Source organism: Pseudoalteromonas sp. Bsw20308, assembly GCF_000310105.2.
In the GTDB taxonomy this organism is placed as follows: Bacteria; Pseudomonadota; Gammaproteobacteria; order Enterobacterales; family Alteromonadaceae; genus Pseudoalteromonas; species Pseudoalteromonas fuliginea.
Genome location: NZ_CP013138.1, coordinates 2,772,824 through 2,790,135, shown reverse-complemented (window position 1 = coordinate 2,790,135; position 17,312 = coordinate 2,772,824). Strand labels below are relative to the sequence as shown.

Genomic DNA, 17,312 nt, shown 5'->3' with positions numbered 1-17,312 from the left:
GTAGTCGAATCCATTAAACCACGTCAATATACGCGCTATTAACTCATGTAGATACTTCATCAGACCCACTTGAGCCCTTTAGTATCATTATTTACATCACTTTGGCACTAGCAGTGTTTGATTTAGGTAAAACAATACTCGAAGAAGAAATCCTTATGCATAAGGATATTTTTAGGCACTCGTCTACGCGGCGCACTATTACACGGTTTATCTCTACTGTGTTGATTGCTATATCAATTGAGGCGCTGTTAACTATGTTTAAAGCGGCGTTGGGGCAATCGGAATATTTAATGCCTGCCATAGCGATGATGCTTGCAGTGGTAGGGCTTTTAATTGCACTGGCTATTTATGTTTATTTAGGGGCAAAGGCCGAAACGCTATTAATGCGCGCTCGTTTAAAACAAAAATCCTCCAAGTAGGAGGATTTTTATATTACATAACTCTATTTAATAGCTATTTATTGCTTATCTTGCGCGCGTTTGGCTTTAAAGTCAGACTCGCTCGTCCACTTTGGCCAATCGCCATTATTTGCAAGCTGTGTGGCTATATCAACAATAAGATCTATATCTTGCTTAACACCACCTAACGACCAATCAGCTGAGTAGTCGTCTGCTTCTTTATGGTATTTATGCGCAATGTACTCAGGATCGGTATCACCCAGACTCATAAATAATAAACTAGGCACGCCTTGCTTAGAAAGCGAGAAATGATCAGATCTAAAAAACAAGCCATTTTGCGGGCGAGGATCCATTTTAACAAAACGGCCTTGTGATTTTGCAGCTTTTGCTAAATAGTTTTCCATTGTCGATAAATCTTTACCGTATTGTAAAATGTAGTCAGTGCCATCAAGCACGTTCATGCCATCAATATTTAATAGACCGACCATTTGTTTTGTAGGTACAACCGCACCCGATGCAAATTCTTCAGAGCCAATTAACCCCGTTTCTTCTGCTGTAAAGTTAGCAAAAATAATTGAGCGTTTAAATGGCTTTTGCTTGTTCTTTTTACTCATTATACGTGCTATTTCAAGCGTGGCTGCAGTGCCTGAAGCGTTATCGACCGCGCCGTTATAAATCTTAGGGCCGGTGTCAGTTTGTTTAGTACCAAAGTGGTCCCAGTGAGCGCTAATAACAACGTATTCGTCAGGTGATTCGCTTCCTGTAATTTGTGCAACTACATTATGTGATTTGGCATGTGACACTTCGTTTTTAAAGGCAAGGTTTGCTTTTAAGTTAAGTGGCGTCGCTTTAAAGTCATCACTTAATGCTGCTTGTTTTAAATCTTGATAGTTAAGCTTTGCGGCGTTAAACATTTGCTCAGTCGCATCAAGTGTTAGCCAGCCCATAACCGGTAATTTTGATGCGTTTAAGTTGTTATCCATTAACGTGTATTTAGTACCCGTGTTTGAACTTTCAACTACGCCCCAAGGATATGCCGCAGGTGCGGTTTCATGAACAATAAATACAGCCTTTGCACCTTGGCGAGCGGCTTCTTCATATTTATAAGTCCAACGACCATAGTAGGTCATTGCATTACCAGTAAAAAGGGCGTCGTTTTGAGTAGCAAAACCTGGATCGTTAACGAGCACAACCACTGTTTTACCCGTTACATCAATATTTTTATAGTCATTCCAGTTATATTCTGGTGCATTAATACCATAGCCAACAAATACAATGTCAGAATTGCGTACATCAATTAATGGCTGAAGTTGCTCGGTACGTGCGGTAAAGTCTTTACCTGATTCAAAGCTCAAATCACCTACTTTTAACTGCATATCCTGATTAGCTGTCACCATTGCCATTTTTACAGGCTGTAAGTATTTACCTTTATAAGCACCGGTTAAACCCAGCGCTTTATATTGCTCGCTTAAGTAGCCTACTGTTTTCACTTCACCATGAGTTAGCGGGCCTCGGCCTTGAAAGTCATCAGAGGCTAGCGTTTTAATATGCTGTTTAATATTGCTAAGGCTTACACCTGCTGTATTTTCTAATGGAGTTTGTTCGCTTGCAGGCTCTGAGCAGCCAAAGAGTGCAACTAGCAGGCTTAGGCTAGCGCTTTTTAAAAGAGTAGATGCCATAGTCTTCATATTGTTATTTAATTAGGCTTTCAATATAAAGGAAGCACCGCAGCGATGTCGAATTTTTATAGAGAACTTTTCATTCAATTGCAGATTAACTATCAGTCATTAGTAAAAAACCAGCGCAAGCTGGTTCTTTTAACTTTAAGTAATAAATTATTACTTAAGCATCCGCTAATTTCACGCGGATCTTACTTTTATCAACAGTAGATTGGTTAAGTGCAGTAATTGCGCTTTTACTTTCTATGTCGTTTGGCATTTCTACAAAGGCAAAACCTTTAGATTGGCCAGTTTCTTTATCAAGTACCAAGTTACAGGTAGTCACTTTACCGTGCTCTGCAAATAAAGTACGAAGCTCATGCTCAGTGGTAGCACGAGACAAGTTACGAACTAATAGTTTCATAATGAACCTAAATAATTATGTCAGTACTAATTATCTCAAGTAACTCAGGTTTAACCTAATTTTATTTTAAAACAAATATAAATAAACACTCGATAGAAATAATTTTTTGTATCACTATGAAAATAATAGATTTTATAATTAAATTTGAAATATCAGTAAATTGGTAATGTTAATTGGTAATTGAATTGTGGTTATTTGTACAATAAATTGGTAAATTCATATTTAATTAACTTGCTATTAACCACAGAACTAATCATGTCTAAATATACCCTTAAACCGTGCAATACAGTTACAGCTATACTTCTATCTTGTTTAGTTACTGGTTGTGGCAGCTCAGGCTCTGATCCTACGGTGCAAAATAATGAAGCGATTTCTTCACAAACTCCTGCAACAATTGCTGGTAACACTCTAGGTGAAGTTATTAGCGATAGTAATGATGCAATAACAGGCTCGTTAACTATTGCGGATCAACAATCAGGTGAAGCTGCTTTTGCAGCACAAGAAAATAGCGCTACAAGCTATGGTTTTTTTAGCTTAAATGCTGGTGGAGATTGGTCATACACACTTGACGATTTAAACGCATCAATAACATCTTTAAGTGAAGGTGAAACACTACAAGATACAATAACAGTAAACTCTGTAGATGGTACTAGCGCACAAATTATCATAACAATTGTAGGTGCACCAATAGCTCAAGCTGATGGCTTTGAAAAAATATCACACGTTTTATTGCGATCAGATGGCGTTAATTCGGGGCTTGACGCATACACACTTATTGAAAATGCCTTCGGCGAAGGGTCAATTGAATCTCCAGACTTATACGCTGGCAATCATGAAAGTGTTGTCCATATTATTGAAGATACCGATACGATAATTGGTAACCATTTTGTCTTTTTAGCTCACCGAGATGATGACCAAGATAAAGACAAAGGCGCAAGTGATAGACAACGTAACGAAATAAAAACCTACGATAAATCACCACAAGAAACACTGGCGTTTGAGGGCGAGACATTTCAATATAGCTGGAAATTTAAAGTAAGTAGCGAGCTTGAGCTTACGAGTAAATTTAGCCATTTTTTTCAAATAAAAGCCCGTAACGAGAGTAACGACAACACCAATGGTAATGACGATCAGCCTATTATCACGCTCTCAGGTGCGCAAAAAAATAGTATAGGTAATCAGCTACAGGTTCGATATAGCGCAGGGTTTGATGAAAACGGTAACAGTACGGGTCTTGATAAAAACTTAATTGAAACCGACTGGTCACTCATTACAGATGAATGGGTTGAGGTATTTGTACAAGCTACATTTAGTGAAAGTGGTAAGTTTGATATGACGTTAACGCGCTTAAGCGATAATGCAGATATATTTACTATAAGCGAGCAAAACATAGATATGTGGCGCGGCTTTAGTGATGATGATTTTGCTCGTCCTAAGTGGGGAATATACCGCTCAATTGTTGAAACCGACAGCCTTCGCGCCGATGAAGAACGTGTTAGGTTTGCTGATTTTTCTATTAAAAAAGGTAAGTTAGCGCAGTAAGCTATTTTATCAATTGGCATGAAAAAGCCGTTAATGATTATGCATCATTAACGGCTTTTTTAATTTTTTGAGAAAGTGATTATTTCACTTCTTTACCCGCTGCTTGTTGATCAGCATGGTAGCTTGAACGTACAAACGGGCCAGAAGCCGCGTGAGTAAAGCCAATTTCGTCTGCATACGCTTTTAAGCCGTCAAACTCTACTGGTGGCACGTAGCGCTTAACCGGTAAGTGATGCTTAGAAGGTTGTAGGTATTGGCCTACAGTTAGCATGTCAACGTTGTGTGCACGTAAATCGCGAAGTACTTCTTCAATTTCGCTAATTTCTTCACCTAAACCAACCATTAAGCCTGATTTAGTTTTTACTTCTGGGTGAGCTTCTTTAAAGCGACGAAGTAATTCTAAAGACCACTTATAGTCAGCACCAGGACGAGCTAGTTTGTATAAACGTGGCGCAGTTTCAAGATTGTGGTTAAACACATCTGGTGGCGTCTCGATTAGTATCTCTAGTGCGCGGTCCATACGGCCACGAAAATCAGGTACTAAAATTTCGATAGTGATAGTTGGATTATGTTTACGAATTTCGCGAATACAATCAGCAAAATGCTGTGCACCACCATCACGTAAATCATCACGGTCAACCGAAGTGATTACAACGTAGCTTAGCTTCATATCTTTAATAGTAAGTGCTAGCTTTTCAGGTTCAGTGGCATCAGGTTTTAATGGGCGACCATGAGCAACATCACAAAATGGGCAACGACGAGTACAAATAGCACCTAAAATCATAAAGGTAGCTGTACCGTGGTTAAAACATTCAGATAGGTTAGGGCACGAAGCTTCTTCACAGACTGAGTGTAAGCCATGCTTACGTAGCGCTTTTTTAATGCCGTCAATGCGATCGGTTGATTTAGGTAAGCGAATTTTTAACCATTCTGGCTTACGCAACATTTCAGTTTTTTCTGTAGGTAAAACTTTTACTGGGATCAACGCCATTTTTTCTGCGTCGCGTAGTTTTACACCTGGTTCCATTTTGACTGGTTTATTCATTCGTTTTCAAACCCTTCAGTATGCTTAACCTGTGTTGCATTAAGCTTCTTGATCATGTGTTTCACCAATCCTTCACCCGCACTTTCTAGGTTTTGAGGACCATTTAATTCTTTAGTTTGCACCATATTCATGCCCGCATAACCGCATGGGTTAATGCGTAAAAATGGACTTAGGTCCATGTTAACATTTAATGCTAAGCCATGAAACGAGCAGCCACGACGAACCCTTAACCCAAGGGATGCAATTTTGCTGTCGTTAACGTATACACCTGGTGCATCAGCTTTAGCATAAGCTTCAATACCATACTCGGCGAGTGATTCAATAATGCACTCTTCAAGCCACGTAACCAGTTCACGGACACCAATTTTTAAACGACGTAGATTAAATAATACATACATCATTTGCTGGCCAGGGCCGTGGTAAGTTACTTGCCCGCCACGGTCAACTTTAATCACCTCAATGTCGCCAGGAGCTAGTAAGTGTTCGTCCTTACCAGCCTGACCTTGGGTGAATACACTCTCGTGCTCTACAAGCCAAATTTCATCTGGCGTATTTTCATCACGGGTGTCGGTAAAGTCCTGCATTTTTTGCCAAATAGGCATATAACGCTGACGACCCAGTTGGCGTACGATCAAAGTGTTTTCGTTCACAACAAATCTCAACTATGGATTAAAGCATGTGGCGTACGTCATCAATATTGCTGATCACGTTGTAAATTTCTTCAATGTGTTTGCCACTAGTAACTGTTGCCACAAGGCTTACTGACTCGTAATTACCTTTGCTGCTTGGTTTTACTTTAGGGGCGTAATCGCCAGGTGCTATTGGTTGTAACTTAGCTAAAATTTGATCAGTTAAGTTTACGTTAGCTAAACCCATTATTCTGAATGTAAATGGGCAAGGGTACTCTAAGTACTCATCAAATTTTGTATCTTTAACAGGTTGAACCACGACGGTGACTCCTCAAACAAATAAAGTATTGGCTCTGAGCAAAATGCTAGGCGCTAAACTGAAAGGGTTATGACAATCTTGAGCTAATGCTGCTTTTTTGGAGTGCCAAAAATAACAACTCAATATGATTGCTTTATATGGGGCGCATTCTAGCATTTTTCAAGCAAAAAAAAACGCCTCATAATAGAGGCGTCTCGTTTAACTTTCACAATAGCTGTGAGTTTATTTTTACGTCTACATTATTTGTAAACGTAAGTAGTCATAAATCTTACTAAAGAAGCTGCCTTCTTCCACTTCTTCAAGTGTTACTAGTGGGTATTGAGCAATGTCTTCACCCTCTAATTGTAAGAATAACGTACCTACTTTAGTGCCTTTAGCGAGTGGTGCTTCAAGCGTGTTATCTAGCTCAAAGTTAGCTTTAAGGTTTTTATGTTGACCACGTGGAATAGTAATTGGTGTATCTTCTAAAATACCTAAAGATACATTTTCTTTGTTACCCATCCAAATACGTTGCTCAGCAAAGCTATCGCCGGCCTTGTACGGGGTAATTGTTTCATAGAAACGAAAACCGTAGTTAAGTAGTTTTTTATTTTCCACTTTACGAGCACGTTCGCTTGAAGTGCCCATTACAACGGCAATTAAACGCATACCATTTTTAGTTGCTGAAGTGACTAAACTGTAGCCAGCTTCCGAGGTGTGGCCTGTTTTTATACCGTCTACGTCTAAGCTTTCATCCCATAATAGCGAGTTACGGTTATATTGCTTAATACCGTTATAAGTAAACGACTTTTGTTTATAAAGTGCGTATTCATCCGGTACGTCACGAATAAGTGCTGCGCCTAAGGTTGCCATATCGCGTGGAGTAGTATAATGCTCATTCGTATCAAGGCCGTGGCTATTGATAAAATGGCTGTTACTCATACCTAATTTAGTAGCATGTGCATTCATTAAATCAGCAAATGCGCTTTCACTTCCAGCAATATGTTCAGCCATTGCAACACAGGCATCATTACCAGATTGAATAATAATGCCGTGATTAAGCTGATCAACACTAATTTGCTTACCTACTTCAATAAACATCTTAGACGATTCTGGGAAGTTTTTAGCCCATGCTTTTTCACTCACAGTTACCATATCTGTTGGTGCAATATTGCCGGCTTTAATTTCAGTACCAATTACATAACTGGTCATCATCTTAGTTAAGCTTGCTGGGGCTAGCTGCGTATCAGCTTCACCTTGGGCAATTACTTTACCTGTTGTAAAGTCTACTAAAAAATAACCTTTTGCATTAACTTGAGGTGGTGCCGGGATAATTTGGGCGCTGGCTGAAAATACGGCGGCTGTACAAACTAAGCCGCATACACCTTTGAGGATTTTATGTTTAATAGATTTCATCATACTCATTAATGGTTAAAGTTAAAGATTCGCGTTACGTCATTCTATACCCAAACTACCCCGAGATGCGAGCGTCGTTGGAGTTAAAAACGATTTAGGCAAGGCATTGATTGCAAATAATAGTTACTCTATTGTTCAAATCAATAACGCAGTATAAATCGTTTTTAAACCAACCCTTAGGGCGTTTCACTGGAGCTTACTCTCTGTGTTGTTACTTTTTAAAAGGGATTACCATTTCTACAAAGTAACGCCTAGATATTAAGCCCCAGTGCAACGCTGAATTCTGCATCCTGGGGTAGTTTGGGTATTAGTCTTACTGAGTGTAAAGCAAGAACGCGTTTTGAAATTGATTTTGTTTTAATTTTTTTAATACTTCGTCTGCATGAGGGGTATCTTTTATTGGCCCTAAATGCAGTCTGTAAATAGCGCCTTTTTGCACGATATTTGTTGGTAATTTGTATTGCTCTCGCAATGTACTGGCAAGCGCTTCAATATTAGCAAGTGTACTACCTGCAGCTACCTGAATATAGGTTTGACGGGCAGTTGCGCCCGCAAGCGTAACGGCTTCTAGCTTAACCCTTGCTGTACCATGGGTGTAATAGCCTAGCTTGTAAGCGGCAGCGTACGAAAGATCAATTATTCTATCGTCATGAAATGGGCCGCGGTCGTTCACGCGCACGATTACCGATTTACCGTTCGCTGTATTGGTTACTTTAACAAAGCTAGGTAACGGCAGTGTTTTGTGCGCAGCAGTCATGGCAAACATATCGTAGGTTTCACCATTAGAGGTGTGATAACCATGAAATTTACGACCATACCAAGAGGCAATGCCTTCCTCAGAGTAGCCTGACTCATCAAGCATTGGCGAATAACTTTTACCAAGCACTGTATATGGACGACTTGCACTGGCGCTTTTAGTAACATCAGTGATTATTGCGTCTTGCATTTCAAGTGCAGTTGGGGCTCTAAGTGGTGCTGAATCATGGCGCATATGGTAGCGGTTACTTGGACTACTACATGCACTTAAGGTGAGTATAAAAAAAACAGTTATTAGAACACGCAAAGTGAATTTCATTATTTTAAAAGCATCCTTTTATCTGTCGCTATTGACATAATAATGCCAAAGCCAGCCATGAGCGTCACCATCGATGTTCCTCCATAACTGATTAGAGGCAAAGGAACTCCTACAACAGGCAATAACCCTGATACCATACCTATGTTTACAAATACATAAACAAAAAATGTCAGAGTGAGTGCACCTGCCAGTAATTTACCAAATGCATCTTGCGCATTAACGGCAATGTACAAGCCTCGGCCAATAATAAATAAGTACAGGCTAAGTAAAACACATACGCCGAATAAGCCAAACTCTTCGCTTAAAACCGAAAATATAAAATCAGTATGACGCTCAGGTAAAAATTCTAATTGCGATTGTGTACCAAGCAGCCAGCCTTTGCCTTCAACACCACCAGAGCCTATTGCTATTTTTGACTGAATAATATGGTAACCGGAACCAAGCGGATCGCTTTCGGGGTCTAAAAAAGTAAGTACACGTTGTTTTTGGTAGTCGTGCATACCATAGTGCCAAAATGGCCATGCAGCAAGCGCAACAACAGAACTTAAAAAGCCGATTAAACGCCAGCTTAAACCGGATAAAAACAACACAAATATACCCGAGCTCGCAATAAGTATAGAAGTACCTAAATCGGGCTGTTCTTTAATTAATAATGTCGGAAGCATTACAATCATAAAGCCAATAATTAAATGCAGTGGGCGGGGTGGTAAGTGGTTTCTGCCTATGTACCAAGCCACCATCATTGGGACGGCTAGCTTCATTAGTTCTGATGGTTGAAAGCGAGTGATCCCCAAGTTTAACCAGCGTTGAGCGCCTTTTGAGCTGACCCCAAATAAAAGTACACCCACCAGCATGAGTAAGCCAACACAGTAAAGTGGGATAACTAAACGTTTAAGTGTTGCTGGAGAAAATTGGGCTAGAATAATCATGCCTATAACGGCTCCGCCCATGCGAGTCATATGGCGGATCATCATTGCTGTATCTTGCCCGCTTGCACTATATACAACGGTAATACTGCCAATCATCATGATAAGCAAAGCGATGATTAATGGTAGGTCTAGATGCATTCGCATCCATATGGATCGTTTATCGTGTAAAATGGTCATTATTTTATATTCCCTGCAAGTTCAACAGGATTAGCTGCAAAATAGTAGTCCATTAATTGACGAGCAATTGGCGCACCTACCGAGCTTCCGCCCCCAGTGTTTTCTACAACGATAGAGAGCACAATTTGTGGGTTGTTATAAGGTGCAAAACCAACATAAATGGCATTATCACGCTGACGCTCTTTTAATGATTTAGCGTCGTAACGTTCGCCTTGGGCAATGCTAACTACTTGCGCAGTACCTGTTTTACCCGCCGGATCGTAGCTTACACCTTTAAAAGCTTTGTGTGCGGTACCTGTTACTTTTTTTACCGTGTTATGCATTGCATCAATTGCAATGCGCCAGTTATCAGGGTTTTTAAGTATTACCGGCGGTTTTTCATCACCGTTAATTTGCGTTACTTGATCTTCTTTTTTTGCAACTTGGGCTAAATGCGGTGGATGATTAATCCCTTTATTAACAAGAATATTCGTTGCGTTAGCAATTTGAATCGGGGTTGCCGTCCAATAGCCTTGTCCAATACCTACAGAAATAGTATCACCTCGCCACCATGATTCTTTAAAGCGGCCTTCTTTCCATTCTTTTGAAGGTAAAATTGCAGTGGTTTCTTCATGAATATCAATACCGGATAAATCACCAAAGCCAAATCGCGCCATAAAATCGCTTATTTTAGTAATACCTAAGCGATAAGCTGCATCATAAAAATAAGTATCGCACGACTCTTCAATCGCTTTATATACATCAACATGGCCATGACCCCAGCGTTTCCAATCGCGCCATTTATGTTCCACATTTGGTATTTCAAAAAAGCCAGGATCCCAAATAGAAGTGCTTTCACTTACAATATTTTCTTCAAGGGCTAAAATTGCCATGTGAGGTTTAACAGTCGAAGCTGGCGCGTAACGACCTTGTGTTGCTCGGTTAATTAGCGGGCGATCTTGGTTAAGCAATGCTTTGTAGTTTTTGCTACTTATACCATGTACGAATAAATTTGGTTCGTAGCTTGGATTTGAATAAAGTGCGAGTACGCCACCATCTTTTGCATCCATAACGACGATAGCGCCGCGCATATCCTTAAGCGCATGTTGTGCTATTTGCTGTAGCCCAATATCAAGCGTAAGTACAATATCACTACCAGGCTTAGGTTGGATCATACTGAGTGTGCGAATAACGCGGCCGCGATTATTTACTTCTACGCGCTGGGAGCCTACTTCACCGTGTAATAATTGTTCATAATATTTTTCTATGCCTAATTTTCCAATATCGTATGTGGCTCGATAATTGGTTGCTTGACCTTCTTGATCTAGTTTATTAAGTTCTTTTTTATTAAGCTTTGCCACATAACCGAGTGCATGGGTTAGGGTATCGCCAAAGGGGTAGTAGCGGGCTAGGCGTGCTTCAATACTAAAGCCTGGGAATTTATGTTGATTTACAGAAAACTTAGCGACTTCAGTTTCGTTTAAGCGTGCTTTAAGAATTTGCGATTTGAAACGCCGAGTGTGTTTAATATCTTTTAAAAAATCGTCTTTCTCTTGCTCACTAATAGTAATTATTTTACTGACTTGATCGAGCGATTCGGTTAAATCGTTTACATCTTCGGGAATGACTTCAAGATTGTAAACTGGTTTGTTTTCAGCAAGGAGTACACCGTTACGGTCGTAAATTAAACCACGGTTGGGTGCAATAGGAATAACTTTAATACGGTTGTCATTAGAGCGGGTTTGGTAATCTTGGTGGTTCTCTACTTGAATTTTATATAGATTTGACAGCAAAATAGCCACCATAGCTAATACAAAAACAAAACCCACAAATGCTCGCCTAGCAAATAAATTTGCTTCTGCGGAGTGGTCACGAATAGTGGGTCTATGTTTTAGCATGGCAAGGCATTACTCGCGATGATAAGGATGGTTGTTATTTAAGCTCCAGCCTCTGTAAAGGCTCTCTGCAACAATAATACGCACCAAGGGGTGCGGTAATGTTAAATTAGATAACGACCATTTTTGCTCAGACGCTGCAATGCACTCTGGAGCAAGCCCTTCAGGTCCGCCAATAAGTAAACTTACATCACGACCATCGAGTTGCCATTTTTCCATATTTTTAGCAAGTTGGTGAGTATCCAGTGCTTTCCCTGTTACCTCTAACGTTACAATACGATTGCCTTTTGGAATAGCCGCTAATGTTTTTTCACCTTCAATGTGTAAAATGCGCTTTATGTCTGCGTTTTTGCCACGTTTACCGGCAGGGATTTCAATTAACTCAAGGGCCATATCTTTAGGGAAACGGCGCTGATATTCTGCAAATCCCGTTTCTACCCATGCTGGCATTTTTGTACCAACAGCAATCATTTGTATTTTCACGTATTACTTCCAAGCATTGTCTAAAATGAGTGCGTGTTTAGCCCCACAGTTTTTCTAGATCGTAATAGCTACGTGCTTCGTTTTGCATCACGTGTACAACTACATCACCTAAATCAACCAGTGCCCATTCGCCATCGCCTTCACCTTCATAACCTAATGGTTCTGAATCTGCGTGACGCGCTTCTTTTGCTAAGTGATCGGCAATTGACTGTACGTGACGTTTAGAAGTACCAGAACAAATTACCATGTAATCTGTAATATCTGATGTCTTTGTTACGTCAATATGAACGATGTCACGTGCTTTCATATCGTCAATTTTATCCATTGCAAAGGCGAGTAGTTGTTTTGAATCCAAGGTTTTGTCTCAATTTAAAAATTTAATGGCGCGCATTTTAACACGCTAGGCGTTTTTAAGCATCAATTTGATAGAGCTGATGCTGTTCTATGTAATGACTCACTGCTGCGGGTAATAGTTCATTCTTTTTATTGCTTTTTTTCAGTTGTTCGCGAATTGTACTCGAAGCAGCATCGAGCATTTTACCCGGTAAAAAATAAAGTTTACCAGCAAGTGAGTGCTCAAGTAAGGTTGCTTCGTCTACATTCGCATCTTGCATATAGCCTTTTAGTTCACCACTTGCAGTACAATGTTGAGCAGGGCGCTGATATACCACAATATGACAAAGCTGCGTAATTGCCTTCCACTCAAACCATTTATCGAGATTGTTAAATGAGTCCATACCAATTAAAAATAAGATAGGTGTAGTAGGGTGCTCTTTACGAAGTTCTTGCAAGCTAAGTAACGAATACGATGGGCCGGCTCGGTTAAGTTCTCTTAAATCGAGTTTAAAATGAGGGTAGGGCGCAATAGCCGCGTTTAGCATATTAATACGGTGCTGCGTACTAATACCAGGCGCTGCTTTATGCGCCGGTAATGCACAAGGCATAAAATAAAGCGTGTTTAAATTAAACGTATTAACACATTGCTGCGCCATATTTATATGGCCTAAATGGACAGGGTCGAAAGTGCCACCAAAAATTGCGATCATTTAACACCCATTAGTTAGTTGTTTATTAATTAACCGCGTGGCACGGCATAGGAATGTTGAGCGGCTGGCAAAATTTAATACAAATATGAGCAAGCGCTTGGTAAGGGGCAATTAAATTACCTTGCTTATAACTGGCATCAAACAAAGCTACATCACTATTTATTTGTTCAAGTGTGTGTATGTTTAAGCGGTTAATTGCGTTTTGAACTGGCCCTTGCTGGTTTTTCCAAATAGCATTTTGTTTAAATAAATTAGCGATTGGTTCGCCATTTAATAAACCAAGTTGCACATTTATTAGCGTATTAAGCTCTTTGGTTATAGCCCATAAAATACTCACCACTTCGGTGTTATCGCTGGCAAGTTTGTTTAATACTTTTATAGCTTGTTTAGCGTGGCCATTTAATAGTGCATCGCTTAAATCAAAAATATCAAACTTGGCTTGGTTTAACAGCCCTTGCATTACTAATTGCTGAGTAATTAATGCATTGCCGTGCAGTAGTGAGAGCTTTTCAAGCTCTTGGAAGCACGCTAATAGGTTACCTTCTGTGGCATTTATTAAACTCAGTTTGGCATCGTTCTGCATGTTGAGCGATAAACGTTGGCACTGTTCATCAAGCCATCGTTTTACATGCGTGCCGGTAAGCGGGTAGCAAGGTACAAATACGCCTTGCTTATCAAGGGCTTTAAACCATGCACCGCGTTGTACTTCTTGGCTGGCTTTAGCGCCTTTAACAATTAAAATAGTATCTGGATTAACCAGCTCAATTACTTTTTTAAAGGTGTTGCTGCCAATAACGCCTGGTTTTTGTTGGTTTAAATCAAGCTCAATAATAGTGCGCGCGCTAAACAGTGACATGCTTTGATATTGAGCTATGATTTCTTGCCAATCGAATCCTTGCATTAAAGTAAACTTAATTACTTCGTCAAAGCCTTGTGCTTTAGCACTGTCGCGAATTTGTTGTACGCACTGTGCTTCTTGAAAAGGCTCTTCCCCAAACACTAAATAAAAGGGCTTTAGCCCTTTATTTAATTCACTCGGTAGTTGATTAGCATAACAGCGCATTATAGTTGCGACAGCTCTCTAACAATACGACGACTGGCTTGCTCACGGATCTCGCTAATGAGTAGCTCAAGTTCTTTTGCTTTAGCTAGCGCATGATCTGGATCGTCTTGGTAATTACGGTAAAGCTCAAAGCGCTTTTCAATGGCTTTTTCGCCAGGGCGTTTAACTACATACGATACGCCATAAGCGAGTTCGTATTCAGCTACTTGACCATTTTGAAATAACGATAGTGTTTGACGTTCAATACTTTCTTTATACAAATATAATTGGGCGTTATCTTTAGCTGCTGATATTAGCTCTACATTACTCGCTCTTAGCTCGTTTTTAAGGCTTTCAAATAAGGCTGACTTTTCATCATCACCTACAAGAGTTAGCTGTTTTAGGTTATCAGGCATGCTAGAGGCTTTTTTTAGATGAAACCCGCAGCTAGTTATCAAAAAACAGACTAGCACTAAGGCTAGTCCGTTTTTAATGGCGTTAAATGCAGCCATATTAGTTAGCTACCACGTTAAGTAGCTTGCCTGGTACGTAAATGATTTTACGAATGGTTGAGCCATCAGTAAATTTAGTTACATTAGATTCTGCAAACGCAAGGGTTTCTACTTGCTCTTGCGTTGCATCAGCTGCAACGGTTAACTTAGCGCGGAGCTTGCCGTTTACTTGTACGATGATTAGTTTTTCATCTTCAACAAGTGCCGACTCATCAACTTTTGGCCATGCAGCATCCAAAATCTCACCTTCTTTACCTAACTCCTTCCAAAGCTCGTGCGATAAATGTGGCGTAATAGGTGCAAGCATAATAATAAGCGCTTCTAATGCTTCGTTTGCAATTGCTATATCTTGCTTATCTATTAAAGGTGCTTTTAATAATTTATTAGAAAGCTCCATAATAGCTGCAATGGCGGTATTAAAGGTTTGGCGACGTTCAACATCATCAGTCACTTTAGCAATCGCTTTGTGTAAGTCGCGACGTAATACTTTTTGTGGGTTTGTTAGCGCTGATTTATCAAGTGCTTGGTAACCTACTGTTTTAACGTCTACCGCGTATTTCCATACACGTTTTAAGAAGCGATGCGCGCCTTCAACACCTGAGTCTGACCATTCAAGCGTTTGCTCTGGTGGTGCTGTAAACATCATGAATAAACGCACAGTATCTGCACCATATTGGGCAATTACATGTTGCGGGTCTATACCGTTGTTTTTAGACTTGGACATTTTGCTCATGCCTGATGAGAAAACTGGCTCACCGTCCTCTTTATGCCATGCTTTAGTCACGCGGCCTTTATCGTCGGTTTCAGTGTTTACATCACTTGGCGAAATCCAAATATCGCCGCCTTTTTCATCTTTACGATAAAATGTTTCAGCAAGCACCATACCTTGACAAAGTAAGCGGTCAAACGGCTCGTCTGAATTTACTAAACCAAAGTCACGTAATAATTTATGGAAAAAGCGCGAGTACAATAAATGTAAAATAGCGTGCTCAATACCACCAATGTATTGGTTTACTGGCAACCAGTAGTTAGCAGCCGCGGGATCTAGCATGCCTTCGTCGTAGCGTGGGCTACAGTAGCGTGCGTAGTACCAAGAAGACTCCATAAAGGTGTCAAACGTATCAGTTTCGTGAAACGCAGGTGCACCATTTACGGTAGTTTTAGCCCACTCTGGGTCTGCTTTAAGTGGTGAAGTTACACCGTTCATTACCACATCTTCAGGTAAGCGAACGGGTAGCATATCTTCTGTTGCTGCAAGCTCTTTACCATCTTCGTCGCTAAGCATTGGGATTGGTGAACCCCAATAACGTTGACGGCTAACACCCCAGTCACGCAGGCGGAAGTTTACTTTGCGCTCACCCACACCGAGAGATTCTAATTTATCCGCAATGGCTTTAAAACCAGCGTCAAAATCAAGGCCGTTAAATTCACCTGAATTTACAAGTACGCCTTTATCAGTAAACGCTGATTCTTTAAGGTTTACTTCAAGGTCTGAACCTTCAACCGGTGCAATGACTTGTTTTATATCAAGACCGTAAGCGGTTGCAAACTCAAAGTCGCGTTGATCGTGTGCAGGTACTGCCATTACAGCGCCTGAGCCATAATGCATTAATACAAAGTTAGCGACCCAAATTGGTACTTGCTCGCCCGTTAATGGGTGAGTGGCGTAAAAGCCTGTTGCTATGCCTTTTTTCTCCATTGTTGCCATGTCTGCTTCGGCAACTTTGGTGTTTTTGCATTCTTCAACAAACATTGCAATAGCATCGCTATTTTTAGCGGCTTCTTGCGCAATAGGGTGACCACCGGCAACAGCAACATACGTAACACCCATAAAGGTATCTGGACGAGTTGTGTATACGCTAAATGTTTCGTCGTTATCGGTGCGTTTAAATTCAATATCACAGCCTTCAGAGCGGCCAATCCAGTTGCGCTGCATTGTTTTAACTTGCTCTGGCCAATCTTCCAACTGATCTAAGTCGTCTAGTAGCTCTTGTGCGTAATCAGTAATTTTAATAAACCACTGTGGAATTTCTTTTTGCTCAACCACAGCGCCTGAACGCCAACCGCGACCGTCAATAACTTGCTCGTTAGCTAATACTGTTTGATCCACTGGATCCCAGTTAACTGTCGACATTTTTTTATACACTAGGCCTTTTTCGTAAAGCTTAGTGAAAAACCACTGCTCCCACTTGTAGTATTCTGGGTGACACGTCGCAATTTCGCGATCCCAGTCATAGCCAAAACCTAATTGCTTAAGCTGTGTACGCATGTAATCAATGTTTTCGTATGTCCACTTAGCTGGTGCTGTTTTGTTTTTAATAGCGGCGTTTTCTGCAGGTAAACCAAACGCATCCCAACCCATAGGTTGCATTACGTTTTTGCCTTGCAGGCGCTGGAAACGAGAAACAACATCACCGATGGTGTAGTTACGTACATGACCCATATGCAGTCGACCACTCGGATAAGGAAACATAGAAAGGCAGTAATACTTTTCTTTACTCTCATCTTCAGTGACTTTAAATACCTGGTTTTCTTCCCAGTAGCTTTGTACTTTTGACTCTATATCTTGCGGGTTATATTGCTCTTGCATCTATGGTTCCAGACTTCTTGCAAACTAATAAAAAATTGCCGTTAGGATACCCCAAATAAAACACTATTCACAGCGTCAAAAACATGCTTTTATTAAATTGTAACTTTCAGTGCAGGTTAACCTGCTTTTTTATAATGTAGTTAGCTAAATACATAAGTTACAGACTGATTTAAC

At 40.4% G+C, this 17,312-nt stretch carries 16 protein-coding genes and 1 pseudogene; 2 read left to right on the top strand and 15 right to left on the bottom strand.

The genetic code is table 11. The features are described from left to right. Positions 1–26: 26 nt before the first annotated feature. Positions 27–419 (top strand): annotated as a pseudogene (locus D172_RS12230) (general glycosylation pathway protein); the annotation flags it as partial. A 38-nt stretch (positions 420–457) separates the two neighbouring features. Here D172_RS12230 and D172_RS12225 read toward each other — a convergent pair. Together D172_RS12225 and D172_RS12220 are read right to left on the bottom strand one after the other, a co-directional pair. Continuing rightward, positions 458–2,077: a M28 family metallopeptidase gene (locus D172_RS12225; protein WP_007378247.1), complete on the bottom strand. Its 1,620-nt coding sequence runs from the start codon at positions 2,075–2,077 to the stop codon at positions 458–460. A 163-nt stretch (positions 2,078–2,240) separates the two neighbouring features. Then, the gene (locus tag D172_RS12220) at positions 2,241–2,480 is read right to left on the bottom strand and encodes an RNA recognition motif domain-containing protein (protein WP_002958513.1); all 240 of its coding nucleotides are present in this window, start codon (positions 2,478–2,480) and stop codon (positions 2,241–2,243) included. Positions 2,481–2,735: 255 nt separating this feature from the next. On the opposite strand from D172_RS12220, the gene D172_RS12215 reads away from it, so the two are divergent. Next, positions 2,736–4,022: a VCBS domain-containing protein gene (locus D172_RS12215; RefSeq protein ID WP_007378248.1), complete on the top strand. Its 1,287-nt coding sequence runs from the start codon at positions 2,736–2,738 to the stop codon at positions 4,020–4,022. Positions 4,023–4,101: 79 nt separating this feature from the next. Here the strand turns inward: D172_RS12215 and lipA are convergent, their stop codons facing one another. From lipA to leuS, 13 genes are all read right to left on the bottom strand, one after another. After that, positions 4,102–5,067: a lipoyl synthase gene (gene lipA / locus D172_RS12210; RefSeq protein ID WP_002958515.1), complete on the bottom strand. Its 966-nt coding sequence runs from the start codon at positions 5,065–5,067 to the stop codon at positions 4,102–4,104. Next, positions 5,064–5,717: a lipoyl(octanoyl) transferase LipB gene (gene lipB, locus D172_RS12205; RefSeq protein WP_033015251.1), complete on the bottom strand. Its 654-nt coding sequence runs from the start codon at positions 5,715–5,717 to the stop codon at positions 5,064–5,066. Before lipB ends, lipA begins: the two co-directional genes overlap by 4 nt. A 19-nt stretch (positions 5,718–5,736) precedes the next feature. Further along, positions 5,737–6,015 (bottom strand): DUF493 family protein YbeD, encoded by a 279-nt coding sequence (ybeD, locus tag D172_RS12200; RefSeq protein WP_002958517.1) that lies wholly within the window; start codon positions 6,013–6,015, stop codon positions 5,737–5,739. Between the two features lie 234 nt (positions 6,016–6,249). Beyond that, entirely contained in the window at positions 6,250–7,410 is a 1,161-nt protein-coding gene (locus tag D172_RS12195) for a serine hydrolase (protein WP_007378250.1), read from the bottom strand. A 313-nt stretch (positions 7,411–7,723) separates the two neighbouring features. Then, positions 7,724–8,485, bottom strand: coding sequence for a septal ring lytic transglycosylase RlpA family protein (locus D172_RS12190; RefSeq protein ID WP_007378251.1), 762 nt, complete (start codon positions 8,483–8,485; stop codon positions 7,724–7,726). Continuing rightward, positions 8,485–9,591 (bottom strand): rod shape-determining protein RodA, encoded by a 1,107-nt coding sequence (gene rodA / locus D172_RS12185; RefSeq protein ID WP_033023803.1) that lies wholly within the window; start codon positions 9,589–9,591, stop codon positions 8,485–8,487. Before rodA ends, D172_RS12190 begins: the two co-directional genes overlap by 1 nt. Further along, the gene (gene mrdA / locus D172_RS12180; RefSeq protein ID WP_033023804.1) at positions 9,591–11,468 is read right to left on the bottom strand and encodes a penicillin-binding protein 2; all 1,878 of its coding nucleotides are present in this window, start codon (positions 11,466–11,468) and stop codon (positions 9,591–9,593) included. The genes rodA and mrdA overlap by 1 nt, the downstream gene beginning before the upstream one ends. 9 nt (positions 11,469–11,477) lie before the next feature. Beyond that, on the bottom strand, positions 11,478–11,948 hold the full coding sequence (gene rlmH / locus D172_RS12175) for a 23S rRNA (pseudouridine(1915)-N(3))-methyltransferase RlmH (protein WP_002958522.1): 471 nt from the start codon (positions 11,946–11,948) through the stop codon (positions 11,478–11,480). Positions 11,949–11,985: 37 nt separating this feature from the next. Then, a complete protein-coding gene (gene rsfS, locus D172_RS12170) occupies positions 11,986–12,303 on the bottom strand; it encodes a ribosome silencing factor (protein ID WP_007378254.1) in 318 nt (105 codons plus the stop codon). 55 nt (positions 12,304–12,358) lie between these two features. Continuing rightward, a complete protein-coding gene (nadD, locus tag D172_RS12165; RefSeq protein ID WP_007378255.1) occupies positions 12,359–12,994 on the bottom strand; it encodes a nicotinate-nucleotide adenylyltransferase in 636 nt (211 codons plus the stop codon). A 25-nt stretch (positions 12,995–13,019) separates the two neighbouring features. Next, entirely contained in the window at positions 13,020–14,057 is a 1,038-nt protein-coding gene (gene holA / locus D172_RS12160) for a DNA polymerase III subunit delta (RefSeq protein WP_007378256.1), read from the bottom strand. Further along, positions 14,057–14,548 (bottom strand): LPS assembly lipoprotein LptE, encoded by a 492-nt coding sequence (gene lptE / locus D172_RS12155; protein ID WP_007378257.1) that lies wholly within the window; start codon positions 14,546–14,548, stop codon positions 14,057–14,059. The genes holA and lptE overlap by 1 nt, the downstream gene beginning before the upstream one ends. Position 14,549: 1 nt before the next feature. Further along, positions 14,550–17,138: a leucine--tRNA ligase gene (leuS, locus tag D172_RS12150; RefSeq protein WP_007378258.1), complete on the bottom strand. Its 2,589-nt coding sequence runs from the start codon at positions 17,136–17,138 to the stop codon at positions 14,550–14,552. Positions 17,139–17,312: the final 174 nt, after the last annotated feature.